At 37.9% G+C, this 26,809-nt stretch carries 22 protein-coding genes; 5 read left to right on the top strand and 17 right to left on the bottom strand.

The window, feature by feature from the left end; translation table 11 throughout:
* Positions 1-35: 35 nt before the first annotated feature.
* Positions 36-1,292: a lytic murein transglycosylase gene (locus ACFIKH_RS02910; protein WP_375626705.1), complete on the top strand. Its 1,257-nt coding sequence runs from the start codon at positions 36-38 to the stop codon at positions 1,290-1,292.
* A 14-nt stretch (positions 1,293-1,306) separates the two neighbouring features.
* Entirely contained in the window at positions 1,307-2,383 is a 1,077-nt protein-coding gene (locus ACFIKH_RS02905) for an SGNH family hydrolase (protein ID WP_375626703.1), read from the top strand.
* A 162-nt stretch (positions 2,384-2,545) separates the two neighbouring features.
* Here the strand turns inward: ACFIKH_RS02905 and ACFIKH_RS02900 are convergent, their stop codons facing one another.
* Entirely contained in the window at positions 2,546-4,570 is a 2,025-nt protein-coding gene (locus ACFIKH_RS02900) for a M3 family metallopeptidase (protein WP_375670965.1), read from the bottom strand.
* 551 nt (positions 4,571-5,121) lie between these two features.
* Here ACFIKH_RS02900 and mgtE point away from each other — a divergent pair.
* The 3 genes from mgtE (at position 5,122) to ppa (ending at position 10,194) form a co-directional block, all read left to right on the top strand.
* Positions 5,122-6,498, top strand: coding sequence for a magnesium transporter (gene mgtE / locus ACFIKH_RS02895; RefSeq protein WP_012754587.1), 1,377 nt, complete (start codon positions 5,122-5,124; stop codon positions 6,496-6,498).
* A gap of 1,270 nt (positions 6,499-7,768) precedes the next feature.
* Positions 7,769-9,595 (top strand): translational GTPase TypA, encoded by a 1,827-nt coding sequence (gene typA, locus ACFIKH_RS02890; protein WP_375670963.1) that lies wholly within the window; start codon positions 7,769-7,771, stop codon positions 9,593-9,595.
* Positions 9,596-9,663: 68 nt separating this feature from the next.
* A complete protein-coding gene (gene ppa / locus ACFIKH_RS02885; protein WP_375626696.1) occupies positions 9,664-10,194 on the top strand; it encodes an inorganic diphosphatase in 531 nt (176 codons plus the stop codon).
* Positions 10,195-10,248: 54 nt separating this feature from the next.
* On the opposite strand, the gene ACFIKH_RS02880 is transcribed toward ppa, so the two are convergent.
* The 16 genes from ACFIKH_RS02880 to ACFIKH_RS02805 form a co-directional block, all read right to left on the bottom strand.
* Positions 10,249-10,563 (bottom strand): DUF167 domain-containing protein, encoded by a 315-nt coding sequence (locus tag ACFIKH_RS02880; RefSeq protein ID WP_375625575.1) that lies wholly within the window; start codon positions 10,561-10,563, stop codon positions 10,249-10,251.
* 22 nt (positions 10,564-10,585) lie between these two features.
* Complete coding sequence (locus tag ACFIKH_RS02875; RefSeq protein WP_375626693.1) at positions 10,586-10,879, bottom strand: YggT family protein; 294 nt, start codon at positions 10,877-10,879, stop codon at positions 10,586-10,588.
* A gap of 333 nt (positions 10,880-11,212) precedes the next feature.
* Positions 11,213-11,773, bottom strand: a complete 561-nt coding sequence (locus tag ACFIKH_RS02870; RefSeq protein ID WP_375626691.1) for an invasion associated locus B family protein — start codon at positions 11,771-11,773, stop codon at positions 11,213-11,215.
* 99 nt (positions 11,774-11,872) lie between these two features.
* On the bottom strand, positions 11,873-12,394 hold the full coding sequence (locus ACFIKH_RS02865) for an RNA pyrophosphohydrolase (RefSeq protein ID WP_375648622.1): 522 nt from the start codon (positions 12,392-12,394) through the stop codon (positions 11,873-11,875).
* 39 nt (positions 12,395-12,433) lie between these two features.
* The gene (locus ACFIKH_RS02860) at positions 12,434-13,744 is read right to left on the bottom strand and encodes a S41 family peptidase (RefSeq protein ID WP_375626687.1); all 1,311 of its coding nucleotides are present in this window, start codon (positions 13,742-13,744) and stop codon (positions 12,434-12,436) included.
* On the bottom strand, positions 13,734-15,014 hold the full coding sequence (locus ACFIKH_RS02855; RefSeq protein ID WP_375651790.1) for a murein hydrolase activator EnvC family protein: 1,281 nt from the start codon (positions 15,012-15,014) through the stop codon (positions 13,734-13,736). Before ACFIKH_RS02855 ends, ACFIKH_RS02860 begins: the two co-directional genes overlap by 11 nt.
* Positions 15,015-15,110: 96 nt before the next feature.
* A complete protein-coding gene (rlmH, locus tag ACFIKH_RS02850) occupies positions 15,111-15,593 on the bottom strand; it encodes a 23S rRNA (pseudouridine(1915)-N(3))-methyltransferase RlmH (protein WP_375651789.1) in 483 nt (160 codons plus the stop codon).
* 1 nt (position 15,594) lies between these two features.
* Positions 15,595-15,981 (bottom strand): ribosome silencing factor, encoded by a 387-nt coding sequence (gene rsfS / locus ACFIKH_RS02845; RefSeq protein ID WP_375670960.1) that lies wholly within the window; start codon positions 15,979-15,981, stop codon positions 15,595-15,597.
* 111 nt (positions 15,982-16,092) lie between these two features.
* Positions 16,093-16,686 carry a nicotinate-nucleotide adenylyltransferase gene (locus ACFIKH_RS02840; protein ID WP_375626679.1) on the bottom strand — a complete coding sequence of 198 codons (594 nt, stop codon included), beginning with the start codon at positions 16,684-16,686 and terminating at the stop codon, positions 16,093-16,095.
* 29 nt (positions 16,687-16,715) lie between these two features.
* The gene (locus ACFIKH_RS02835; protein ID WP_375648619.1) at positions 16,716-17,972 is read right to left on the bottom strand and encodes a glutamate-5-semialdehyde dehydrogenase; all 1,257 of its coding nucleotides are present in this window, start codon (positions 17,970-17,972) and stop codon (positions 16,716-16,718) included.
* 45 nt (positions 17,973-18,017) lie between these two features.
* Positions 18,018-19,157: a glutamate 5-kinase gene (proB, locus tag ACFIKH_RS02830; RefSeq protein WP_375651787.1), complete on the bottom strand. Its 1,140-nt coding sequence runs from the start codon at positions 19,155-19,157 to the stop codon at positions 18,018-18,020.
* 1 nt (position 19,158) lies between these two features.
* On the bottom strand, positions 19,159-20,184 hold the full coding sequence (obgE, locus tag ACFIKH_RS02825; protein ID WP_375651786.1) for a GTPase ObgE: 1,026 nt from the start codon (positions 20,182-20,184) through the stop codon (positions 19,159-19,161).
* A gap of 173 nt (positions 20,185-20,357) precedes the next feature.
* The gene (locus ACFIKH_RS02820) at positions 20,358-21,086 is read right to left on the bottom strand and encodes an RlmE family RNA methyltransferase (protein WP_273790641.1); all 729 of its coding nucleotides are present in this window, start codon (positions 21,084-21,086) and stop codon (positions 20,358-20,360) included.
* 29 nt (positions 21,087-21,115) lie between these two features.
* Positions 21,116-22,426: a Ppx/GppA phosphatase family protein gene (locus ACFIKH_RS02815; protein ID WP_375626670.1), complete on the bottom strand. Its 1,311-nt coding sequence runs from the start codon at positions 22,424-22,426 to the stop codon at positions 21,116-21,118.
* 919 nt (positions 22,427-23,345) lie between these two features.
* On the bottom strand, positions 23,346-23,948 hold the full coding sequence (locus ACFIKH_RS02810; protein WP_375625562.1) for an invasion associated locus B family protein: 603 nt from the start codon (positions 23,946-23,948) through the stop codon (positions 23,346-23,348).
* On the bottom strand, positions 23,945-26,809 hold a 2,865-nt coding region (locus tag ACFIKH_RS02805; protein WP_375670957.1), incomplete at its 5' end, for a Vomp family autotransporter. The genes ACFIKH_RS02810 and ACFIKH_RS02805, both read right to left, overlap by 4 nt.

Genomic DNA, 26,809 nt, shown 5'->3' with positions numbered 1-26,809 from the left:
CATCTAATAAATTGAATATTAATGGGGATTTCAAAATGCAAAAAACAGAATTGAAGACTTTCTCTTTTTTAGAGAAGTCCATAAATTGGAGAACTCTTCTCACTGGCTCTGCCGTTATTTTTTCTGCTTTTTTAATGTTTTTTGTATCCCTTTCATATGCTGATAGCGGATTTAAACACTGGATTAAAGAATTTAAAAAAATAGCTATTGCTCACAATATTACCCCTTATACGTTTCATATGGCGTTTAAAGGTGTTAATGCAATTGATCCAGAAGTTCTAAAAAGTGCCGCATACCAACCGGAATTTGTTGCTCCTTCATGGAACTATTTCGATAATCGTGTCCATGATATTGCAATTGAGGAAGGACGGCGCCAAACTCAAAAATGGAACAAATGGCTTCTTCAAATTGAAAAACGTTTTGGTGTTGACCGCAATATTCTGCTTGCTATTTGGTCAATGGAAAGCAACTATGGGAAAGTTTTAGCTAATAAAAGTGTAATGCGTGACACCATTCGTTCTCTTGCAACTTTAGCCTATGCTGATAAAAAACGTGCAAAATATGCATATACACAGCTGATTGCTGCTATGAAAATTCTACAAAGTGGCGAAATTAAACGCTCTCAACTCACTGGATCTTGGGCCGGTGCATTGGGGCATACACAATTTATTCCAAGCAGTTATCTCGCCTATGCAGTTGATATGGACCAAGATGGACGGCGTGATATCTGGAACTCTGTTCCAGATGCTCTGGCTACTGCTGCTAACCTTCTCCACAAAAATGGCTGGCAATCTAATCTTATTTGGGGAGTAGAGGTAAAAGTACCGCAGGGGGAAAACCTCCCTGAAGGCTGGTATTCCTTTGAACAATGGAAAAAATTAGGTGTAAAACACGCAAATGGGCATCCTCTTCCTACATTAGCTGAACAAGCAATATTAAAATATCCAGATGGAGCAAAAGGACCTATATTTTTAGTCACAAAAAATTTCTTTGTTCTGAAACATTATAATAATGCAGATCGTTATGCGTTTGCTGTTGCTCTTCTTGCTGACCGCATCGCTGGACATCCTGGATTGGTGCATGATTGGCAAAGACCTTTTCAACCTCTTACTTTCCAAGAATGCAAAGAACTGCAATCTCGCTTAAGTGCACTGGGCTATTACAAAGGGAATGTTGATGGAAAAATCGGAACAGCTTCTCGCAAAGCAATTAAAGCCTTTCAACTACGTCACGGTCTAAAAGCAAATGGATATCCATCATCTCAAGTGCTTTTTCTCCTTCGCAAACAATAATGGAGACTAAGGTTTTGTCTTCTGTTCGCCTGATATACTTGGCATTATTGCTATTTTCACTTTCCATTGTGGGGATCATACAGCCATCCCCAAGTAAAGCAACGAACTTCTTCAAATGGTTATCACAACATAACAAACAGACGCAACAACCACCGCAAATTATAGAACAAAAAATAGACAAGCCGCAAAAAAAGATCGTAACACAAAAAAACATACAAAAGCTAAAAGATGAGAATGCAAAGCGCATTCTTGTCATAGGGGATTTTACAGCTTCTGCTGTTGCCGATGCACTTAAGAAGTTTTTTATAAATAATAGCGATATCGTTATCATGAACAATACAATGCCAGCTTCCGGCTTAGTTCGGACGAATTATTATTCTTGGCAAAGCAATATTCCTAAACTCATTGATCAAAATAACCCCGATGTTATTATCATGATGATCGGTGCAAATGATAATCAACCAATCACAGACTCTTATAGAACAATTAACACAGATCAATCAGAATGGATGCACATCTACAAACAAAGAATTATCGAAATTGTTGAAAGTCTTCATGCCTCTAGAAAATCATGGATATGGATAAGTCAACCTGCCTTTAGAAATGACCTTTTGACACAAAAAATGAAAATTTTTAATGTGCTCTATAAACAAGAAACAGAAACAGCAGGAGGATATTTCCTCGATATCTGGAGCGGCTTTAGTGATGAGACAGGAAATTTTTCTTTTTCAGGCTATGATATTAATGGAAAAATAACCAAATTACGCACCAATAATGGCATGCATTTCACCTCTGAAGGAAAGAAAAAACTTGCCTCTTATTTAGAAAAACCATTGAAAAATATTTTAAATTTTTATGCCTTTTCTCATAAAAATCCTTACTCAACCGATCAAGCTATTCAAAAACTTATACAAGAATCAGAGAATAAAGAGCGGAGCAATATTATGCGTCAGCCTCCAATGAGCCTCGATGATATGGCACAACAAAACACTCACCTTTTAGGCAAAAGAAAGTCAAGTTTTATAAAAAAATCATGGTTTGCACCAAATGGGCATCAAAAAGATCGAGCTGATAATTTTTCTTTCCCATAATGTCTCTTTAAAAGACAAAATCTAATTTCCTTCATAAACAAAAGGTGAACAAGATAAAAAACTCTGTTTACAGAGCTATAATGAAGAGAGAATTCGTATAAATCACAACTGCATTTTTCGAATAATATGAAAACGGCATGGTATTAACCATACCGTTATATCTTATAGTCCACGTTTGTTAATCATTGCCTCTGGTAAAGGCATCCGTCCCCGAAAAGCTTTATAAAGCTCCTCTGGATCACGACTTCCCCCAGCAGAGTAAATAAAACGTTTCAACTTATCAGCAAGCTCTGAATTAAAAACATCTCCCGTTTCTTCAAAAGCCTGAAAAGCATCAGCATCAAGGACTTCCGCCCACATATAAGAATAGTAACCAGCGGCGTAACCATCACCTGAAAATATATGCGTAAAATGTGGAGGACGATGGCGCATAATAATTGTATCAGGCATTTGCAGCTTTTCTAATTCTTGGCGTTCAAATCCTGTTGGATCAGTTACCTTTTGTCCTTTATGAAAAGCCATATCTACGAGAGCTGATGAAGTAAATTCAACTGCAGCAAAGCCAGCATTAAATGTCTGTGCTGACAAAACCTTATCCATTAATGCTTGCGGCATAGGATGTCCTGTTTTTGCATGCGTAGCATAAGATTTTAATATCTCTGGTACAGTTAACCAATGTTCGTAAAGTTGAGAAGGCAGCTCAACAAAATCACGTGAAACAGATGTTCCCGATACAGATGGCCATGTGACATCAGAAAGCAAACCATGCAATGCATGCCCAAATTCGTGGAAAAGCGTACGCGCATCATCAAGTGATAAAAGAGCAACCTCCCCTTTGGGTGGTTTAGCAAAATTACAAACATTGTAGATAATAGGCTTTTGTCCGCCATCCAATTTATATTGTGATTGCAAACTACTCATCCACGCACCGGACCGTTTTGAAGAACGTGCAAAATAATCACCAATGAAATGCCCAAGTAGACTTCCATCAGACTTTTTTACTTCCCACAAACGTGCATCAGGATGCCAAAGTGCAACAGCATTTTTTTCTTCAAACGTAATGCCAAAGAGTTTTTCTGCTACCCCAAAAGCCGCTTTAATCATACGATCAAGCTGAAAATAATATTTAATTTCAGCGCTATCGAAAGAAAGTTTTTCAGTGCGAAGTTTTTCAGTATAATAACGCCAATCCCAAGCAGCTAAAGATTCATTGCTGCCCTGATTGTTGGCAAAATTTTGTAATTCAATTTGCTCAGTAGAAGCCTTCGCTCTTGCACGCTCCCATACAGGCATAAGCAAATCCATAACGGAATCAACACTTTTAGCCATGGTATTATCGAGTTTCAAATCTGCAAAAGATTTATATCCTAATAATTTCGCCTGCTCATCTCGAAGCGCAACAATCTCTACAATAATTGTTTTATTATCATTCTTGTTATTATTTTCACCACGTTTAGCCCAAGCTTGGAATGCAACCTCACGCAAATCACGACGATCAGAGAATTTTAAAAAAGGTTCAACAATCGAACGTGCTAGTGTTAATGCATACGCTTCTTCATTACCTCTTTCACACGCAATTTCCTTCATTGAATCAATGAGATCTTGCGGTAAACCAGATAAGTCGGTCTGTTTTAAAAACAGAATCCATTCAGCTTCATCATTTAAGACATTTTGTCCAAAAGTAGCATTTAAAAAAGCAAGTCTTTCATTAATTTCCAAAAGCCGTTTCTTAGCTTTTTCATCGAGTTTTGCCCCATGACAAACGAACTTTTTCCACCATAATTCAAGAACACGTGTTGTTTCACTCTCAAATATGCCCAGCTGCGACTGTTTATAAAGCACATCTATTTTTGCAAATATCCGTGCATCCATCATCATTTTTGAAGAATAACGAGAAAGTTTTACAACGAACTCTTGCTCTAGCTGTTGAATTAATACATTCGTATGAGCACTGGTGCGCAAGAAAAATATTGAACAAACACGATCAAGCGCTTTGCCACAAAGCTCAAAAGGCTGCAAAAAATTCTCAAGCGTTGGTGGTTCTTGCACCATCGCAATCGCCTCTAGTTCTTCTTCGGCTTCTTGAAGAGCCTGTTCAAAAGCGGGTTTAAAATCTTCATCACTGATAGAAGAAAAATCAGGAAGACCTGAAAATCCCTTCCAGTCCAGCACTGCTGCTTTTGTCATAATACTTTATGTCTCCATTATAAATTTAAGCTGTAACGATTATCTTTACGACACAAATTGATAATATACTAAAACTATTTCGTGAGTTTCAAAACGACCTTTCCAAACGCTATTGAATAAAAAAATCTAGAAATCGTAAAATTCTTTCATTTCAAACCATATTATATTGGAGAAATAAAGATTATTCGTTCGCACATCACAATACAATTGCATATTAATAAAAACACTTGAAGAAAGGCATAATCTCCACTCTTTAGAAAATATTGCTGTAGATCCTTTTGAAAATCGCAAAACTGCATCAAAGAAATGATGGTAAAAATCAGAACTGATTTTTACATTTACGCTTTTATATTATTCTCAAATTAAACTGTATTCTTGTTTTATTGATTCAGAAACTTGTTTATAACCTATAATTTACCATTGACTTTACTTCAAATATTAACAATTGGGAATATAGCTGGGGAGTTTTTTAAATCTTCCATAAACTTTTGTTTTTATCTCATCTATTATCTAGATTTACAACTCTCCAACTCTTCAGGAGGTACTTTATCATGACTGAAATTAAAACGACCTTCGACTTCAAAAATTTTTCTCCTGAAGCTCTCGCTGAAAAGTTAAAAAATCAGCATTTTGCAGACTCTATTGATATCATCAATGACCTCGATATCATGGAACGTGTAACCATTCTTAGTCTTCTGCCTCTTGATTATGTTATCGAACTTTTTGATAAACCAGAGCTTGAGCAACCTGCTTCCATCCTAGAACTTCTCCCTATAAATCGTGCAGTTGAAATTCTTGATGGCATGTCTGCCGATGCTGCTGCGGACGTCTTTCAAGAAATGGATAAAGAAACCCGCACACGACTTTATGCCTTGCTTAAACCCTTAACGCGCGCTGAACTAAAAAAACTCACCAGTTATCCTGATCATACAGCAGGGGCACTGATGACAACAGAGTTTATAGCCGTTCCTTCAAACTGGACTATACAAAAAACGTTGGATCACATTCGTGAGGTCGAGCGAACACGTGAAACCGTTTATACCAGCTATGTAATTGACCCTAAAACAGGTATTCTTCTCAAAGCTGTTTCACTGCGTAACCTTATTCTTGCCTCACCTGATGAACAAATTCTTAATGTCCCTACCCATGACTCGCCCATTACAATATCGCCCTTCACACATCATGAAGATATCGCACGCCTTTTCCAGCGCCATGATCTTCTCTCTGTGCCTGTAGTTGATGAAAGTAACCATGTCATTGGCATTGTAACCGTCGATGACGTGCTTGATACTATGGTTGATGAGATGAATGAAGATGCCTATAAATTTGGGGGTATGGAAGCGCTTAATAAGCCCTATATGCAAATTAAATTTCCTGAAATGATGAAAAAACGTGGCGGATGGCTCGCTTTACTCTTTGTCGGTGAAATGCTGACAGCAAGTGCTATGCAACATTTCGAAACAGAACTCGAAAAAGCGATTATTCTTACACTGTTCATACCTCTCATTATGAGCTCAGGAGGAAATTCCGGCTCACAGGCTACATCCCTTATTATCCGTGCATTGGCTTTACGTGAACTCACGTTGAAAGACTGGTGGAAAGTGTTCATTCGTGAAATTCCAACAGGACTATCTCTTGGTCTCTTACTCGGAATTATTGGCATTACGCGCATTGCTCTTTGGCAACAATTCGGTATCTACGACTATGGGCAACATTGGATTGCTGTTTCGACAACAGTAGGTACAGCTTTAGTCGGAATCGTTACCTTTGGTTCTCTTTCTGGATCTATGCTGCCTTTTATTCTTAAAGGTTTAAAATTTGATCCAGCAAGTGCTTCTGCTCCTTTTGTGGCAACTTTAGTAGATGTCATGGGCATTATAATCTATTTCTCTGTAGCTTCCATCATTTTGTCAGGAACTCTTCTTTAAACATGTAAAGTAGAAACTCTTTCTTCTGGAAAGACTTTGTCATGTAACCTAAGATCTTTCCAGAAGAGAATAAGCTCCATTAATTTATTTTCTAGCGCACCGCTCCATAAACAATTTATTATTTTTATTGAATAACAGCTCCGAATATCGTGAATTTGCCTCATCATAAAGCTTCTCATATTAAATCGATTAAAGTCATCTTCTTGCCAGTCACAAACGGGATTGGTGTATAGCTAAAAACTATTCAAGAAAAAAATTAAATACTCCTTATATCCTCTCTCTCGTATCAAAAACTGTTGCAATATTGACAGCTGAGAAAGAATAATAATGATATGCTCTATAGGCTTTATATTTCTTCACAAAGGTGTTGATAGGTATACTATTCACGTATATTACATCATTTATGAGCCCTATCATGGAATGGATTTAGTGTACGTTCAGAAAACTCTCTTAAGTACATGAATATGCAACAACAAGTGTATTCTGTTTGAAGCGTTCTGTTTGGCATGAAAAGCATACTCCTATTAGAGAATGCGATTAACAAAAGTGTGAGGTAATGCACTATCTCCATGGCTTAGAAGATATTGCTTAGATGCTTTTGAAAGCATAAGTTTGGCTTAACGGCAAAGATAAGAATTTTCTTTTGATGCCTTCATCTTCTTTCTAAAAAAGACTGTATTCCGGTTTCATAAATAAATAAATAAAACAGATATAATTCTTGCCCCAATCTGTCATACAAAAGCTAGAACTTCTTATAAAATGCTTAATCGTCTCAATATTTACCTCAAATACACGGTTGCATTAGATCTGGATTTTGATTGACAAGTTATAGAATAAGAAAAAGCTGTGTTAGAATAAAAATATCGTACAGTTGTAATAAATTGGCTATGAATTAAGAGATATTCCGGATTTTTATCAATCTCTTTGCAAAAAAACAACAATAATACGGCTAGCTTTATACTTACTTACTCTTACAAGAGCTCATATAAATTCCTTACATCATATTGATAAAAATCAAATTGACGGTGATTTTTGGGATAATTCTTAGCTCAAGAATAGAACATACGTACTATAAAAATCCTTTTACGAAGCTCCAGCAATTGAAGCTTAATAGAGCCTTAAAGACTTGGATAAATAGTTTTGCCATAAAAATATTGCCTCCATCTTCCAAAATTATAAAAAAACATGTAAAAGGTTTTTTAATAGTCAGGCAAAGAATGTAAAGACTTTGCCTCAAATGAAATTTCATTAAACGAAAAGAAGAAAATTTATGCAATTGCGTAACATTGCCATCATTGCCCACGTTGACCATGGGAAAACAACGCTTGTAGACGGACTTCTCAAGCAATCAGGAAACTTCCGTGATAATCAGCGTACAAGCGAACGTATGATGGATTCAAACGATATTGAAAAAGAACGTGGAATTACAATCCTAGCGAAAGTGACATCTGTTGTTTGGAAAGATACTCGAATTAATATTGTTGATACACCAGGACACGCCGACTTTGGCGGAGAAGTTGAACGTATCCTAAATATGGTTGATGGAGCCATTGTACTTGTTGATGCTGCTGAAGGACCAATGCCACAAACAAAATTTGTCGTTGGCAAAGCATTGAAAGTGGGTTTGCGCCCTATTGTTGCTATTAATAAAATTGACCGACCGGATGCACGCGTTGATGAAGTCATTAATGAGGTTTTTGACCTTTTTGCTGCTCTTGACGCAACCGATGAACAGCTTGATTTTCCTATTCTTTATGGATCTGGACGCGATGGATGGATGGCTGAAGCCCCCGAGGGACCAAAAGATCATGGATTAGGTCCTTTATTTGATCTTGTGACACAGCATGTCCCTTCTCCTAGTGTAGCAGAAGGACCGTTCCGCATGATTGGAACTATTCTTGAAGCGGATCCGTTTTTGGGACGAATTATTACAGGGCGGATTCATTCTGGCTCTCTAAAACCCAATCAAAGTGTCAAGGTTCTTGGACAAGATGGAAAACTTTTAGAAACTGGGCGTATTTCAAAAATTTTAGCATTTCGTGGCTTAGAACGGCAACCCATTGAAGAAGGAAGTGCTGGTGATATTGTTGCGATTGCAGGCCTACAAAAAGGTACCGTAGCTGATACTTTCTGTGATTCTGCTGTTAATGAACCCCTTACTGCCCAACCAATTGATCCTCCTACTGTTACTATGAGTTTTCTCGTCAACGATAGTCCCCTTGCTGGAACTGAAGGCGATAAAGTAACAAGTCGTGTCATTCGTGACCGATTGTTAAAAGAAGCAGAAGGCAATGTCGCTCTTAAAATTGAAGAATCAGCCGATAAAGATTCTTTCTACGTTTCAGGGCGAGGAGAATTACAGCTTGCAGTTCTCATTGAAAATATGCGCCGTGAAGGATTTGAGCTTAGTGTTTCACGCCCACGTGTTGTTATGCAAAAAGATGAAAATGGAATAACTCTTGAGCCAATCGAAGAAGTTGTTATCGATGTTGATGAAGAATATTCCGGTACTGTTGTACAAAAAATGTCTGAACGTAAGGGAGAAATGGTGGAATTACGCCCTTCTGGAGGTAATCGTGTCCGCCTTGTCTTTTATGCACCAACCCGAGGACTCATTGGTTATCAATCTGAACTTTTAACGGACACACGTGGTACAGCAATTATGAATCGCCTTTTCCATGCTTATGAACCTTATAAAGGAGACATTGCTGGTCGTGTTAATGGTGTTATGATTTCAAATGACAACGGTGAATCTGTCGCTTATGCTCTTTTTAATCTTGAAGATCGTGGACCTATGATCATCGATGCGGGTGTGAAAGTCTATCAAGGTATGATTATTGGCATCCACTCACGAGATAATGACTTAGAAGTTAATGTGTTAAAAGGAAAAAAACTCACCAATATGCGCGCTTCCGGAAAAGATGAAGCCGTAAAGCTAACCCCTCCCATTAAAATGACATTAGAACGTGCCTTATCGTGGATACAAGATGATGAGCTTGTGGAAGTAACCCCTAAAAATATTCGTCTCCGCAAACTCTATCTTGATCCTAATGAACGTAAACGTTTTGAAAAAACACGTGCATCAATTTCAAGTTAATTTCATAATCTCTTTGGTAAAATACTTAATTGTATTGAGCCTCACTATATCCCAGAAAGGATGTCTCTATGAATATTAAGGAAATACCCGTAGGCAAAAATCCACCAGAAGATATTAACGTTATTGTGGAAGTCTCCCTTGGTGGGCAACCAATAAAATATGAGATGGATAAAAAGTCGGGCGCATTATTTGTTGACCGTTTTCTTCATACATCAATGGTTTATCCTGGAAATTACGGTTTTGTCCCTCATACGCTTTCAGATGACGGTGATCCTATTGATGTCCTTATCTGTAATACCCGTCCACTTATGCCTGGTTGTGTTATCAATGTTCGCCCCATCGGAGCTCTGATGATGGAAGATGATGGTGGTAAAGATGAAAAAATTATTGCCATTCCCACTCCAAAATTAACAAAACGCTATATCAATATTCATGACTATACAGATCTACCCGAGATTACTCTCAAACAAATTGAACATTTCTTCAAGCATTACAAAGATCTGGAACCTGGAAAATGGGCTAAAATTGAAGGATGGCGTGATAAAAACTTTGCTTATGAATTAATTAAGCAAGCTGTTGAGCGCAATAAAAAAATATAACGATTTTAATAAAATAAAGCCTGTTTTTATAATAGGCTTTATTATTTATTTTTTCTACGAGATGCAATCTCTAAAGGATTGCCATATCTGCTTTAACTCTTCTAAATGTGTTGAAAAGTAAAGTTGTTTGTAGCGAGATATTGCGCCATTTTTCAGAGAAATAGAAGAAGACGGTATTCTCCACTGCTTCGCAAGAAATTTAATGAGAGCTTTATTCGCTTTTCCATCTTCAGGAACAGCACGAAGGCGTATAACCAGATATTGTTTTTCACCATCTCTACATTCAACCCCTATTATTTTGTCAACAGATGATTTGGGAATGAGATATACAAACAAAATCAAGTTATTTTTATCAACTTGATAAAACATGTATTCGCCTCAAATAATATTTCTATAAATACATGTTTGCGTAAACGCGCCACATGAAATTACGAATAAAATAAATAATAATGAACACTACAATAGGTGAAATATCAATTGTTCCAAAATTTGGTAAAATTTGCCGGATACGGCTTAGAACAGGATTTGTAAGACGATTTAGAAAGCTTCCTATCAAAACAACAAAGCGATTGCGCGAATTTATAATATTAAAGACATAAAGCCAAGAAAAAATAACACTAGCGATTAAAATATCAATATAAATATCAAAAATCAAATCAATCGTCCGAAGCAATGCATAAATCATGCGTGATCCCTTTCAATCAAGGAAACAGAAGAGCGTATAGAAAACCTTCATTAAAGCAGGTTTGTGTATCAAAAAATGGTTTTATACTTCAATACTCTTTTTTCTTGAATAAAAACCAGACATCTAAATTCTTCATCTCTCTATTTAATGACGATGCAGCTAGAAAACAAATATCAAAATTAAAAATAGCACATGAAAATAGAAGAAACAGCAAAAAATCTGAATATCCCTTATAGGATTAATCTTAAATCTCATCGTTTTAATTATTAATATATAAAAAACAAACAAACTAAAAACGGCCTTTTAAAGGCCGCTTTTATTTTATTTTTAAAATTATTTCTGCAAAGCAGTCAAACGGTTAAGAGCACTGCTAAAACCATTGAGCTGAACAAATAAATCATTCAAAGCTGGTTCACCTGCAGCAGCAATTGTCATTGCCAACTTTAACTGTTTTCCAGAACGTAAAGCTGCTACGTGATTTTTGTCAAAAACGACAGGAACCATGCAACCTGCTGGTACACAAGTCCGAATACCAGTTTCGATAACAGCTTTTCCCTCATCAACTTGTAAACGAACAGGCTTAGAGACCAAAATACCAAAAGGAACTGTTAAATTACCAGATACAACACCCTCAGCATCGAGAGTAAGGCCCATAGCCACAACAACACGCCCCTGCTCATTCACTTCTTGACGGTGCATAAAACAAATTCTTTTCCCTTCTTGTATACCACAGTTAATAGTCCATAAACCGTAGGTTTCAGTCAAAGAAGAAGCTCCATTTGGCAATGTCGCTGCCGCATCTTTTGATGCAGGAGGCTTTGAACTTGTTGCAAATGCAACAGATGAAATACTCAAGAGAGTAAAAACTATAAGTAAATTAAATAACTTTTTCATTTTATATTCCTGTTCTTTACATAAAAGAGAAACATGTTTATTATTTATTATAATATAAAGCATCTTAATAAAAAAAGCTTTCTCATCATCATATAGCTTTTATAATGGTCTAAGGCTACCTCGAAATTCGCTGACCACTTTCGTATAAACGTGCTTTTTAAAAGAAACAGCAATCAACGGAAGGGTTTCTAGATCGATCCATTTCCATTGATCGAATTCCGCTTTATTGCCATCTGGTGGCGGGTTAATCGCAATTTCAGAAAGCTTTCCCGTAAACTGGAAAGCAAACCACTTTTGTATTTGCCCACGATACTTATTGCTTAATGTGCACCCAATAAGTTCTTGTGGAAAATCATAGTGGAACCAATTTTGTGCTTCTTTAATTAACTTTACAGATCGAATACCCGTTTCTTCATAAAGTTCACGATATGCTGCATCCAATGGTTTTTCATCTTCATCAATCCCTCCTTGAGGAAGCTGCCAACGATGAGATATGTCAATATCTGCATGAATGGGCGCCATTAAACGACGCCCAACCCAAACTTTACCCTCATGATTAAAGACTACAATCCCAACACATTTGCGATATGGAAGAATCTTCAAATTAATACCTGCATCCATTTAATATTCCTCAAAATCGCAAGCTATAGATATCATTTCTCACTTTAACACATCCTTATTGGGATCTGGTGGAAATGCTGCATTTGCCATTTCACCTCGTAACAGCTTATAGGCCTCATTCAATTGAATATCATCTTTAGGGTCTTTCGGAACAAAAGCAGCTGAACCAGATCCTTTATTACTCTCTCGTTTTCCTTTGATATGTCCTTTTAATGCAGACTCACCAACTTTTACATCATAACCCTTATATTTTTCAGGGAGTGGTTGCTCTACAATAATATCAGGCGTAATCCCTGTCCCTTGAATAGAAGTGCCAGATGGCGTGTAATAAAGTGCTGTTGTTAAGCGTAAAGCTCCATTTTCACCCAAAGGAATAATTGTTTGAACAGATCCTTTACCAAAAGACTGCGTCCCTAAAATTGTTGCACGACGATGATCTTGTAATGCACCAGCAACAATTTCAGAAGCACTTGCCGAACCACCATTAATAAGGACAATGAGCGGTTTTCCACTGATGACATCACCTGGCTTCGCATCAAATCTTGTCACATCACTCTTTTTGCGCCCACGAGTCGACACAATTTCACCTTTATTGAGAAAAGCACTCGAAACACTAACAGCTTGATCTAAAAGCCCACCCGGATTAAGCCGCAAATCAAGGACGTAACCTTTTAGCTTATCTTCAGGAATTTTAGATTGGATATCTTTAATTGCCGCCAGAAGATTATTCAATGTCTGCTCAGAAAACTGGATAACTCTTAAATATCCAATGTCACCCTCAACCCGATATTTCACCGCTTTTACTTTGATAATATCACGAACAATCTTCACTTCAAATGGCTTATCAACGCCAGAACGAATAATTGTTAAGGTAATTGGTGTTCCAGGAGCACCTCGCATCTTATTAACAGCTTCATTCAATGTTTGACCATTCGTTTGTACATCATCAATTTTTGAAATAAGGTCTCCTGCTAGAATACCTGCTTTTGAAGCGGGAGTATCATCCATTGGTGAAACAACTTTAATTAAGTTTTTTTCCATAGTGACCTCAATACCAAGACCTCCGAACTCTCCTTTCGTAGAATCCCGCATATCCTTGGCTTCTTCAGCATTCAAATAAGATGAATGAGGGTCCAGTGATGTGAGCATGCCATTGATAGCATTTTCAATAAGCTTTTTATCATCTGGAACTGTAACGTATTGCATACGCACGCGCTCAAAAACATCGCCAAATATAGCTAGCTTTTTATATGCATTATCTTCATTATTTGCAGCAACAGACTGCACCATAATCATTGAACAGGCGCCGAGCAATACCCCAGCGACCAAAAGAATAACTTTACGAATCATTTTGGCTCCTTCTTATTTTTTCAGTCTGCCACCAAGGAGTTGGATTTACAGGTTTTCCCTGCTTTCTAAACTCAATGTAAAGCATTGGAGAAGTTTTTCCTATATCCAATGCAACACTGTTTGAAATAAATTGCATCTCCATTATACCCAGAGGCTCACCTGAAAGAACAAACTGCCCCTGTTTTACATTAATTCTCGACATTCCAGTAAGAATGATATGATAACCATTTCCAACATTGAGAATAATTAACTGTCCGTAAGAACGAAATGGCCCAGCAAAAGCAACAAAAGCATCCACAGGTGATATAACAACAGCTCCTGACTCTGTTTCTATCGTTTCACCAAAGCGCGTAATCTGTGAATTCTTGTTAGAGTGATGTATTCTTTTTCCTGAAACAGGAAAAAGTAAAGAACCTTTTCGGCTTTCAAAATTGGACTGTTCTAACAATTGCAAACTTTTCCGTACCTGTACTGATGCATCAGAGCTAAATTTTGACTGACGGTCGAGCTCTAAAATCAATTCTTCCAAAGACTGCGCTTTTTTAGCAAGAGCAATATTCTTTTGTTGTTGTTCTGTAAGTTCTTTTTCTGATTTTTTTTGTAGTTTATTTTTTTTGTCTAATAAAAGCTCTAGACGTTTTCGCTGCTCTGCTTGATTTTGCAGTTTTGTCTTTAATGCCGTATATTCCGTAGTAATGGAATTACTCAAATTGGTCAACTCCTTGAGTTTCTGTGTTAAATCTCGCGTTTTCTCTTGCATCTGAGGAATAACAGTACCTAATAAAACAGAACTACGTATAGAAGCCAACGCGTCCTCTGGCTGTATCATAAGAGCAGGAGGTGGATTCAATCCCATACGTTCCAAAATTGCAAGAACTTCCGCAAATTCAGCGCGACGACTTTTTAAACTTTGATAGACTTGTACCCGCTCTTCTATCATTTTTTTAAGCTTTTCTTCCCTTTTAGCAATATCATCTGCTACTGTACGTTCTTCTTTAGCCGCCTTTATGAGTGCATCACTCAAAACACGTTGATCTTTTTTTAAATGCTCAACTTGATGCGTAAGAAAAGCAACACGCTCACGCGAAAGTGAAATATTTTGGCGAATTTCTCCTAATTCTTTATGTGCTTGCGTACTCCTCATTGTATCTTCCGCATGTGATACAGAAAAGCAAAAAAACATACTCAAGAGCAAAATGACAAATATCACGCACTCCCCATATAAATATAGCGTCTTTCTATGAAGAAGCTTTTTCATTTGCCCAACCATGACACCTCATCGTATACATTAGAGATGCTTTAAATGGTGTCAGCTAAAACAATATTAATAAATATATAAATAAGTGCTAAAAATTGCACAAAAATATTAAAAACGATGATACGGATGATTATTTTCAATTGTCACAGCGCGGTAAAGTTGTTCTGTAAGAAGAATACGTGCAATTTGATGTGGCCACGTCATCAAACCAAAAGATAAAAGAAAATCAGCATGCTTCCTTATTTGTTCATTATGCCCATCAGGTCCTCCCAAAGCAATAACAACATCTCGAATGCCTTCATCACGATAACACCTCAATTTTTCAGAAAAAGAAGTTGAAGAAATCGATTCTCCACGCTCATCTAACACAATTAATCGACATTTTTCAGGTAAAAATTCAATAAGTTTTCTCCCCTCTTCCTCCATACGTTGACACGCTGTTTGAGCACGACTTTCTGGTATCTCTTGTAACTTTTTTAAATGAAAGCCTACAACTCCAGAAACTTTAGAAAAACGATCCAAATAATGCTGAACTAATTTTTGCTCCGCCCCACTTTTCATACGACCAACCGCAAAAATAGAAATTTGCATTTTAATGATCTCCGAAGAGAAGCGAAGTCGTATCGTTTAAATCCGGAGTCATCCATATTTTTTCTAAATTATAAAAAAGACGAATTTCTGGACGAAAAAGATGAGTGATAATATCACCTGTATCAATCAATACCCAGTCACCTCCAGCAAGCCCTTCTACACGCGCAAGCCCCTGCCCACTATCTTTCCAAGTATGTAATAAATGATCAGCAACAGAAGATACATGACGCTGCGAATTTGCTGAAGCTATGACCATATAATCAGCCAAAGATGACTTTCCTCGAATATCAATAGTAACAATATCTTCTGCTTTTGTATCTTCTAAACTCTTGAGAATAACTTCAAGACTCTCACTAACAGAAAAAACTTTTTTTTCTTTTGAAAGCATACTATCGCAAGAGTGTTTGTGTGCAATGTTTTTCAGATCAATATCCTTTCTTATCGTTGTGGAATCTAAAAAAGAGATTTCTCTAAAGAGAAGCAGAATCTTATGAAATGTTCAAGAAAAATCATTCTTTTTCAAACGCAGGTTTGTTGAAGATTGAAAAGATAAAGGTCCATGCAAATAAGTCCAAACTGGTGGCTTTATAAAAGGTAATCGCTTACTTTCTCTCTCATCCAAACGAAAACGACGATAAATATGTGCCATAGGAGAAGAAAGTGCTGACCGATTGCCTAAAGGACGATCAATAATCGCAATAGGAAGCATAGAAACGATATCATGCCATCGATACCAATGATGTATCGTCGTAAAACTATCTGCCCCCATAATCCATACGAAATTTACGTCACTATAATGGGTAAGAATATGAAAAATTGTATCTACTGATACTTTACTCCCTATAGCCTGTTCAAAACCTGTTAAGCGAATTTTCGGGTGGTCAATAAGTTTAAAACTTAATTGCATTCTCTCCTCTAAAGAGAGCAACTGTGTACAATCCTTTAAAGGATTTCCTGGAGTGATCATCCACCATAACTGATCAAGATGCAAACGCCGAATGGCAATTTTTGCAACAAGAAGATGCCCCGCATGCGGTGGATTAAAGGAACCACCAAAAAGACCCACAACATTGGATCTTTCAACATGTGGCATACAATTTTTCCATGGAAAAAATGGTGTTCTCAAGCTCTAACCTGACCATTTCCTTTAACATGATATTGAAATGAAGTTAGCTGTTCAACACCTATCGGGCCACGTGCATGCATTTTTCCTGTTGCGATACCAATTTCCATTCCAAAACCAAATTCACCTCCATCAGCAAATTGTGTGGACGCATTGTGCAGCAAAATAGCTGAATCTAAATGATTAAAAAATTTCTTTACCACTTCCAAATCCTCAGCAATAATCGATTCCGTATGTCCTGATGAATAACGCTTGATATGAGAAATGGCTCCCTCAACACCCTCAACCGTTTTAACAGAAAGAATAGCATCAAGATATTCATGTGACCAATCTTCTTCAGAAGCTAATTTGACATCTGGCATAAGAAAAACAATATCTTCTGTGGCACGAATTTCACACCCCTTTTCCTGTAAAGCAGTTAAAACAGGAAGAAATTTTTTTAATGCTTGGCTGTCAATGAGAACTGTCTCAACAGCACCGCATATCCCTGTCCGCCGCAACTTTGCATTTAAAACAATATTGCGTGCCATATCTAAATTTGCCGATTTATCAATATAAATATGACAAAGTCCCTCCAGATGAGCAAAAATTGGAACACGTGCATCAGACTGAACACGGGCAACAAGGCTCTTTCCACCACGTGGTACGATCACATCAATCGCTCCATCCAATCCTTTGAGCATTTCCCCAACGGCAGCGCGATCTGTCGTTCCAACCATTTGGATAGCATCTTTAGGTAAACCAGAGCGTTCTAAACCTTGTACCAAAGCTAAATGAAGGGCATGAGAAGAATGAAAGCTATCCGAACCCCCGCGCAAAATCGCAGCATTACCTGCTTTTAAGCACAAAGAACTCGCATCAACTGTAACATTTGGACGACTTTCATAAATAATACCAATCACACCAAGAGGTGTTCGTACACGACTTATATGAAGCCCATTTGGACGTTTCCACGCACTCATGACCTGTCCAACAGGATCAGATAAACGAGCAACTTGGCGAACACTGTCTATCATTGCACGTAAACGCAAGTCATCTAATTTTAGCCGATCAATCATTGCAGCTTTCAAATTATTCTGAGCAGCATTCTCTAAATCTTGACAATTCGCTCGTAAAATTTCATCTGATTGAGCCTCTAGACTTAAAGCGATCATTTCCAATGCATTATTCTTTTGCTCAGAAGAAGCAACAGCCAACGCTGCAGCGGCATAACGTGCTTTTTGTCCCATATCTTTCATTTGTTCTTCTAAAGTCATCGTATCATCCACTCTGCCAAAACAATAAAAACAAAAGTAACTTTTTTAAACAGAATTGGTCAAGCAACGTAAAATCATATCATTACGATGCACCATAGCAGAGCGCGCCTCATACCCAAGAATAGATTCAATTTCTTCGCTTTTACATCCTATAATGCGTACAGCCTCATCTTTGCCATAGCTTACAAGTCCACGCGCAATCTCAACCCCATTTGTATCAACAATTGCAACCGTATCCCCACGATGGAAATTTCCCTCAACGGCAATAACCCCTGCAGCTAATAATGATTTTCCTGATTCAAGAGCCTTAATGGCTCCTTGATCAATCGTCAAAACACCAGATGGATCTAAATGACCAGAAATCCATGTTTTCCAAGCACTAACAGATTTCTCACCAGCCGCAAAAAAACTCTTGCGTTCACCTTTGTCAATTGCAGCAAGAGGATTCATACGCTTGCCTGAGGTAATAATCATCGCCGTTCCAGCAGCATTAGCTATCTTTCCAGCATCAAGCTTGGTCTTCATTCCTCCCCGTGAAAACTCTGAAACAGCAACATCTGCCATTTTTTCGATATCATGCGTAATGGATGCAACAAAAGGTATAAATTCAGCCGTTGGATCACTATGGGGAGACTTTGTATAAAGACCATCAATATCAGATAAAAGTATTAAAAGATCTGCCCCCATCATTGTTGCCACACGTGCAGCTAAACGATCATTATCACCATAACGAATTTCATTTGTCGCAACAGTATCATTCTCATTAATAACAGGTACTGCTCTAAAACGTAAAAGCACATTAATCGTCGCACGTGCATTGAGATAACGCCTTCGCTCTTCCGTATCAAATAAAGTGAGCAAAATTTGACCTGTTTTGAGCCCATGTTGAGCAAGGGCATCACCATAGGTTTTTGCTAACTCAATTTGCCCCAAAGCAGCACATGCCTGACTTTCTTCCAATTTCAAAGCCCCCTTAGGAAGCTGTAGCAATGTCCTTCCTAAAGCAATAGCGCCTGAAGACACCAACAATATCTCTACGCCTTTTTTGTGCAATTCAACAACATCACTGATTAAGCTTTTAAGCCATTCAACCCGTAAACCTGTCTGAGGATCAACCAAAAGGGCAGATCCAATCTTGACCACAATACGTTTATAGTGTGTAAGTTTTTGCGATCCAAAAGCCATCTCAATCAACCTTGCTATCCCCACTAATCTCCTCTTTGCGTGACATTTCAATAATATGTGCACCAGCACGCAGCACATTTTCTAAACCTTCGCGGCTAACCGCAGAAAACATCATAACAGGTTGATCCGCTGCTCTTTGCAAAGCTTCCTGTTTCATTTTACGCTCTTCAATTGTCAGAGTATCTATCTGGCTTAAAGCGACAATTTCAATCTTATCACTTAGATTATTTCCATATGCCTCAAGTTCATGACGCACAATTTGATATGCTTTTGCTACATCTTCTTCTTGAGAAGAAATTAGATGAAGCAGTACGCGACAACGTTCCACATGTCCTAAAAAACGATCTCCAATTCCCACACCTTCATGCGCTCCTTCAATTAATCCTGGAATATCAGCCAAAACAAATTCACGACCATCAATACGTACAACACCAAGATGAGGATGTAGAGTGGTAAAAGGATAATCTGCAACTTTTGGTTTTGCAGCCGTTACAGAAGCTAAAAAAGTTGATTTTCCAGCATTAGGTAAACCAACAAGCCCAGCATCAGCAATTAACTTCAAACGAAGCCATACTGCACGCTCTTCTCCAGCCAAACCTGGATTTGCACGACGCGGTGCCCGATTTGTCGATGTTGTAAAATGAAGATTCCCAAAACCGCCATTCCCTCCTTTTGCAAGACGATAGCGCTGTCCCACTTCTGTTAAATCACAGATTAACGTTGTATTATCTTCTTCAAAAATTTGCGTCCCAACCGGAACTTTAAGGATGACATCATCACCCTTTTCACCCGTCATATTACGACCCTTGCCATGCCCCCCTGTTTTTGCTTTAAAATGCTGTTGGTAGCGATAATCAATCAGCGTGTTAAGCCCATCAACAACAAGAGCCCAAACATCACCACCCCGTCCTCCATTCCCCCCATCAGGTCCCCCAAATTCTATGAATTTTTCACGACGAAATGATACTGCTCCAGAACCTCCGTTACCAGAACGAATATAAACCTTAGCTTGATCAAGAAATTTCATTGGAAGCACTCTCTGAGGAATCAATCTCTCTACCTCTATAGGCAATACATTAGTTTTACCAGTTTTTCATCATTGATAACAAAAAAACTGTCAATATCGCCAATAACTCTTTGAGAAAAAAATCATCACATCTAAATAGGTTAAGTGAAGTTAAGTCTTCTTAAAAGAAGGCGCTATTCTTGTATTTTTGTTTTTCCCTTAAATTCAAGTGCTAGAAGATAAAGCTCTACTGATTCTGATCGGCTTGCGGGTGGTTTAACATGATAAACTTTTTTAAAATGCTGTTTCAATATCGTGAGAAGAGTGTTTTCTGCTCCTCCTTGAAAAGCCTTTGCTAAAAAATGTCCCCCAGGCTTAAGAACCGAAAGAGCAAAATCAGCCGCAACTTCACATAAATAAATCGTTCTTAAATGATCCGTCTGACGATGACCTGTTGTTGGTGCTGCCATATCAGAAAGAACCACATCCGGTTTGGTCCCTAAAGTTTCAATTAATTTCTGCGGTGCATCTGTATGCAAAAAATCCATTTCCAACATGGCAACTCTAGGCAATGGATCAACATGTAAATAATCAATACCAACAACGCTAGGATCTTCATCACTTGACCCTACTATACGCTCAGCCACCTGACACCAGCCCCCAGGTGCTGCTCCTAGATCAATAACCTTTTGACCTTTTTTCAAAAACCTATAACGCTCATTAATTTCAATGAGTTTATAAGCCGCACGCGAACGATAACCATCTACTTTTGATTGATGAACATAAGGATCATTCAGATGCCTCTCTAACCATCGTCGTGATGAAGCTTTAATGGTTCCTGCTTTCTTTTTTACGCGCTGATATAATTCATGTGACCCTGAACCTCCATAGCCACCTCTCGGTGTTTTTGTTGTTTTTTTCATCGTTATTCATTGTCTCCATATTTAATTCTCTAACGCTTGGAACCTCTGCTCTTTCTATGACGACACCATACCCCATCGCGTAACATCAGATCTATCAAAATTCCTTCCCTTAATCCACGATCAGCAACTCTTAAACGCTGGCTTGGCCAAACTTCCCGAATAACATCTAAAATTGCACAACCAGCTAAAACTAAATCTGCTCTCTCGCGCCCAATAAAAGGACTTATGACACGTTTTTCTATATCCCATGATAATAGGCGTTGTGTCATAAGTGTAATGTCTGCATCATTCATCCAAATGCCATCCACTTTTTTCCTATCATAACGCTCTAAATTAAGATACATTCCTGCTAAAGTCGTAACCGTACCAGAAGTTCCCAAAAGATGAAACTTCGAACCTTGCGCTAACTCTCCTAATTTATGACGATCTGAAAAATTATTTAACAACCCTCGCACATAGCTTTTCATTTTTTCAAAATCGTCTAAGCTAATATCATTCCCTCCAAAACGTTCAGCAAGCGTAACAACACCAACGGGAAGAGAAGTCCAAGCGATAATTTGTCTAGCTAAACGAAAAGAACGCTTTTGAGAAACATCAAGTAGCACAATTTCTGATGATCCTCCTCCAATATCAAAAAGCACAATTGCGTCAGTATTTGGTTCAACAAGTGTACTACACCCTGTAACAGCAAAACGCGCTTCTGTTTGCCGATCAACAATTTCCAATTCAAGACCTGTCTCCTCCAAAACACGCTGAATAAAATGTCTACCATTTTCTGCAGAACGACAAGCTTCTGTTGCAATCAAGCGATAACACTTAATATGCCTTTGTTTTAGCTTTAAATGACAAATCTTTAATGCTTCAATCGCACGATCCATAGCTCGTGTATTAAGAAAACCGTTATTTATTAAACCTTCTCCCAATCTTACAATACGAGAAAAAGCATCAACAACACGAAAATATCCAGGTTTACTGGGAGATGCGATAAGAAGACGACAATTATTCGTTCCGAGATCGAGTGCAGCATAAAGAGGTGGAGATTTTACTGGAGGGAACCGTCGAAGAAAAGGCGCTTTGAGTTTTTTTGTTTTTTGAGCACCTATCATTATCTGACTATGAAACTCAAAAGCTGTCTCAGATTGAACAAAAGCCTGTTTCTGTTCATAATGTTTTTTTCTCTGTTGTCTCTTTATATCAACAAAGACAGAGTATGCCTCTGTTCGTGACAATGCAGAACGATTATTTGTATTACTACCGCCCTGATCATACAACTGATCTGCTTTGGTATCGTATATTTCTCCTCGCTTTAACTCTTTTGAACCATAATTTAACGGGGTCATTTCTTTTATCCCTTGAGCGTTCCCCCCAATAAATAAACGCGAAAACTCTTCTGCTCATTCCTAAATAAAGCAATAATGCAGCATCAAATGATAAATACAAAAAATCATTCTTTCTTTGCCTATCATTAAAATTTTCTACACTAGCATCATTCAGATTTTTGTATAATCTTTTGATTGTTTCCGTAAAATCATGCTTCTCTTTATGTACTTAAAACTATAAATTAATCGTTTACGTTCGCATCAATTTTTATAAATTTTGCTCTTTTCTTTATACCATTTACACGGAGCACACCTCTATTATAACAATACTATTTGCTGACTCTTAAGGTCACAACAACCTATACATTAGTACGGTTTATAAAAAAATTTTTCTTTTTTCAATCTCGTTATCCACACACGAGCCTCGTTTGTTGTATACAATGAAATGGCTTTGATTATGCTGGAATAAAAGTTCCGTAGTACTACAAAATGCAATTACAATAGCTGTTATTTTGTGAATACCAATTAAAACTATCGTTCAAAAAATTCTCTAAGATTATAAATTTATCTAAAAAATATTAATGCTTAATCAGATCGCTCTAAAAATCCATTTAAAGCTTTAAAAAAGAATTTAGCCTACTTATTATTGTAAGGAAGCTATCTTTTTAATTATTTTAAATCGAGTATTGCTAATCTTTTTTACTTTTAATAACTAACGAAATCACTCTTTAAGCTTTATGGAAATTACTAACTTGAATTTCTATTACATACAAAGAACTTATTGTGACTTTATATTCATAAAACTCTCGCTCTTTCCAATAAATTACCTCTATATCATATTATATAAAAATTCTTACTTATTTGGCCTTATAATTTACACTCAAAAATATAATATAACAATTTATGAAAAATGAATCTTGTTAAAAACACTCGATGGATTCTAAGGACGTAAAGAATTAAGTGCCGCATTTAATCCTTTAAATGGTACAGTAAAAGAAAATACCTTTCCTTCTTTAATTTTATAGGAAATACGTACTTTATTGTCCTGCTCTATTTGTTTAGTCAAAACCGGCCCTACAGGCGATTGTGCCAAACAAACAGTTTCATTGCATTGCGTATAATGAATAAGAACAGGTTTTTTAACACCTTTTACAAACATTTGAATCGGAACATTTATATCAGAATTTGGCAATGTCCGAAAAAGCATCACTGCTTGACCACTTGTCGTAGACACAAGAGACCAACTAAAAATGGTATTTCCTTCTTGATCATGAACAGTCTGTGTCACATTACATATACCTTGCTTATGTTTAAGCTTTTGTTTTTCGTCACAAATCAAAGTCCAGTCATAAAACTGCATAATAATTCGACGTGTTTCACCAGGTTCTCCCTTAGGTATCGATAAGTGCGGTGGATGCACTGTATAAATATTATTGTTCTCATTAGCAAAGCTTTCGCTCTTGCCTATTAAGGCAAGAGCAAACAAAACCTTTACTAACATACTTCTCTTTTTTACAATAACAGCCATTTTTTCTATTATCATCTCAACCTCAGAGTAATTCCAGCACCTATCCCCCAGTGACCTCCAGCACTCGTAATAGATACATTCGAGCGAATATTTCCATCTTCAGATGTATAACCCGCCCCAATAGCAAATGCGGATTGACTACGCCATAAACCACTACCAAATGAAACACTTAAAGATCCTGGTATATCATAGTAACGTAAGTTTGACACCGCTAGACCAATCGCTGCAGCTTGTCTTGCCTCTTTTCGAACATCCTCAATAGCATAATTTAACGTTTCAAACTTCATATCCGTATACGAATTAGCCTCATTAACTCCATCTTTTACAATATGAGAAACTTTCTCATCCGTATACTTATTGGCATCTTCAAGAACCGTCTTCATCTGCTGTTCGGTGTAATCATGTAACTGACCCCCATTAACAGCTTCATGCGAGCCCGTTTCAATCTTTCCATCCGCTACATTGTCTATCAAAACTGGATCACTCTCATTCCCACCTACCAACGTAACCTTATTCGTCTTTTTACCATCACCATCTTTGTCATATTTAACCGCTCCGTCCATAACCGTTGTTGTAATATCTTTTACATGTTGATCAATCGTATCTACTTTCTTTTCAACCTCTTTCACTTTCTCATTCGTCTCCCATAGCTGACCTCCATTCACAACTTCTTGTGAATTCTCTTCAACTTTACCAGCTAAGACATTCTTAATCTTGCTCGACTTGTCATCATGCTTCGCGTCGTACGCTCCTTCAGTTTCATTCCACTTTAAACCACTCGACGCAACATTCTTCTCAACATCATGAATACGATTGTTGATATTAGTCATACCTATATTCACACCATCAAACGCAGCCGCAACATTATCATAGCTCGTCTTCTCATCTGAACTACCGTCGCTCTTAAATTGTGCAACCTTGAATTCCGGTGCACTCCATTTCCCATCCTTATAGCCGGCTCCTCCTCCTAAATAGACCGCTAAGACATTACTCATAGAATAAAGTTGTGAACCATTAACCGCATCCGTGGATGTTTCTGAAATCGTTCCACCACGCACTCCAGAAAGAGTCCGTTCCGCTCCATCAATGTTGGAAAGGGTAATGCTTGTGCCACTTTTTTCGCCTCCAATGCTAATAACATGCGTCTTGTCATCTTGTTTAACTAAGCTATCACTAACAACATTGTTAATTTCTTTGTGAATATTCGTGAAAGATGTCCCTACTCCTGCTAACGCATCCGCAACATTATCATAGCTCTTCTCTTCAGAACTACCTTCAGAGTTGACAGTTTGTAGCTTGAAACTTGGAGCACTCCACTCGCCCTTATCATTATAGCCAGCACCTCCACCAAAATACTCCGCAAACATCTTATTCATGGAATAAAGCTGTGAGCCATTAACCGCATCCGTCGATGCTTTTGAAACTGCACCTTCCTTGACTCCAGAGAGTGTCCGCGCGGCATTATCACTGTTTGCAATATTGATGCTCGTACCGCCTTTTTCGCCTCCAATGCTAATAACATGCGTCTTGTCATCTTGTTTAACTAAGCTATCACTAACAACATTGTTAATTTCTTTGTGAATATTCGTGAAAGATGTCCCTACTCCTGCTAATGCATCCGCAACATTATCATAGCTCTTCTCTTCAGAACTACCTTCAGAGTTGACAGTTTGTAGCTTGAAACTTGGATCTGTCCACGCTTCACCCTCATACTTGGCACCTCCGCCAAAATATTGCGCTGTATGTTTAGCAACCTTAGTAACATTTTCATTGGTGGTAAAAAGCTGTGAGCCATTAACCGCATCTGTCGAGGTTCCTGAGAGTTCACCAGAACTCACACCGGCGATTGTCCGTTCTTTACCGTCTTTGTTGAAAATACTTAGTTTAGTGCCGCCTGTTTCCTTAGCAATGGTGATAGCACCCGATCCCCCCGCACGGAGACTACGCGCTAAAGTTATCTCTTCTTCTTGCTTAACAAGGATACTGTCTCTTACATCGACAATCTCTTCATTCAAAGTGGTGAAAGCACTGTTAACACCTCCAAAAGCATCAGCAACATTATGATAAGTCTTCTCGTCACCTTCTGTGCCATCAGCATCAAATTGCGCAACTTTGAAATCAGGTTCTGTCCATTTGCCTTCCTCATACTTGACATTACCACCGAAGTACTCCGCAAGGGCTGTATTCGTAGAATGGAGCTGTGAGCCATTAACCGCATCCGTTGATTTTTTTGAGAGCTCACCATCCTTAAGAGACGTGATCTTGCTGTTGCCTTTTTTCTCTCCTTCTCCATGCGTCGCTACAAAGGCATCATCATCCTTGCTCCACGTCAACGAATCCTGTGCAACACCTTGTGTCACATCCTTGATCCGCTGATTCACATTCTTGATACTCGTATCAATGCCTTCAAAAGCTGTACCAACATCTTTAAATTCAGCTTCTTCTTCCTTACCGTCTTTAGAAATCTTAGATAATTTATAGGTGGGTCCCGTGAAAGCACCATCTGTAAAGGTTGTACCACCACCTAAAAACTTCGCAACATCTCCAGAGAGGGTATGAATTTGTCCACCATTAATGGCATCACGTGAATCCTTGGCAATACTGCCAACAGCTACATTATGGAGAGCAACGGCTTTTGCTTCCTTACCTTTCCCTAACGTCACACTTTCATAATTAATGGTGTTTTCTTTATCTGTATTTTTATCATAATGAACAACTGCTGATTCATCAGATTGAAGATTATCAGAAAGGTCTTTTAAACCCTTATCAAGTTGGCCTTTGTTAACCGCTTCATTGTCCTTGGCCGCTTCCTTCACACCGGAAATAACACGATCAGCACCACTCTTATCGGCAATATTGATTGTAGCGCCATCTGT

Source organism: Bartonella sp. SD1336NMGDW (assembly GCF_042193565.1).
GTDB classification, from domain to species: domain Bacteria; phylum Pseudomonadota; class Alphaproteobacteria; order Rhizobiales; family Rhizobiaceae; genus Bartonella; species Bartonella grahamii.
Note: the sequence above shows the minus strand (reverse complement) of the source record. Positions and strands in the feature narration are given on the sequence as shown.

What these genes read in the sequence shown, in the direction of transcription:
- ACFIKH_RS02910 (WP_375626705.1), top strand. Translation starts at nt 36, where the DNA reads ATGCAAAAAACAGAATTGAAGACTTTCTCTTTTTTAGAGAAGTCCATA.
- rlmH (WP_375651789.1), bottom strand. Translation starts at nt 15,593, where the DNA reads ATGCAAATTTCTATTTTTGCGGTTGGTCGTATGAAAAGTGGGGCGGAG.
- ACFIKH_RS02810 (WP_375625562.1), bottom strand. Translation starts at nt 23,948, where the DNA reads ATGATAATAGAAAAAATGGCTGTTATTGTAAAAAAGAGAAGTATGTTA.
- proB (WP_375651787.1), bottom strand. Translation starts at nt 19,157, where the DNA reads ATGGCTTTTGGATCGCAAAAACTTACACACTATAAACGTATTGTGGTC.
- ACFIKH_RS02820 (WP_273790641.1), bottom strand. Translation starts at nt 21,086, where the DNA reads ATGAAAAAAACAACAAAAACACCGAGAGGTGGCTATGGAGGTTCAGGG.
- ACFIKH_RS02875 (WP_375626693.1), bottom strand. Translation starts at nt 10,879, where the DNA reads ATGATTTATGCATTGCTTCGGACGATTGATTTGATTTTTGATATTTAT.
- ACFIKH_RS02900 (WP_375670965.1), bottom strand. Translation starts at nt 4,570, where the DNA reads ATGACAAAAGCAGCAGTGCTGGACTGGAAGGGATTTTCAGGTCTTCCT.
- mgtE (WP_012754587.1), top strand. Translation starts at nt 5,122, where the DNA reads ATGACTGAAATTAAAACGACCTTCGACTTCAAAAATTTTTCTCCTGAA.
- typA (WP_375670963.1), top strand. Translation starts at nt 7,769, where the DNA reads ATGCAATTGCGTAACATTGCCATCATTGCCCACGTTGACCATGGGAAA.
- ACFIKH_RS02855 (WP_375651790.1), bottom strand. Translation starts at nt 15,014, where the DNA reads ATGGTTGGGCAAATGAAAAAGCTTCTTCATAGAAAGACGCTATATTTA.
- ACFIKH_RS02870 (WP_375626691.1), bottom strand. Translation starts at nt 11,773, where the DNA reads ATGAAAAAGTTATTTAATTTACTTATAGTTTTTACTCTCTTGAGTATT.
- ACFIKH_RS02835 (WP_375648619.1), bottom strand. Translation starts at nt 17,972, where the DNA reads ATGACTTTAGAAGAACAAATGAAAGATATGGGACAAAAAGCACGTTAT.
- obgE (WP_375651786.1), bottom strand. Translation starts at nt 20,184, where the DNA reads ATGAAATTTCTTGATCAAGCTAAGGTTTATATTCGTTCTGGTAACGGA.
- rsfS (WP_375670960.1), bottom strand. Translation starts at nt 15,981, where the DNA reads ATGCTTTCAAAAGAAAAAAAAGTTTTTTCTGTTAGTGAGAGTCTTGAA.
- ACFIKH_RS02840 (WP_375626679.1), bottom strand. Translation starts at nt 16,686, where the DNA reads ATGCCACATGTTGAAAGATCCAATGTTGTGGGTCTTTTTGGTGGTTCC.
- ACFIKH_RS02815 (WP_375626670.1), bottom strand. Translation starts at nt 22,426, where the DNA reads ATGACCCCGTTAAATTATGGTTCAAAAGAGTTAAAGCGAGGAGAAATA.
- ACFIKH_RS02860 (WP_375626687.1), bottom strand. Translation starts at nt 13,744, where the DNA reads ATGATTCGTAAAGTTATTCTTTTGGTCGCTGGGGTATTGCTCGGCGCC.
- ACFIKH_RS02865 (WP_375648622.1), bottom strand. Translation starts at nt 12,394, where the DNA reads ATGGATGCAGGTATTAATTTGAAGATTCTTCCATATCGCAAATGTGTT.
- ppa (WP_375626696.1), top strand. Translation starts at nt 9,664, where the DNA reads ATGAATATTAAGGAAATACCCGTAGGCAAAAATCCACCAGAAGATATT.
- ACFIKH_RS02880 (WP_375625575.1), bottom strand. Translation starts at nt 10,563, where the DNA reads ATGTTTTATCAAGTTGATAAAAATAACTTGATTTTGTTTGTATATCTC.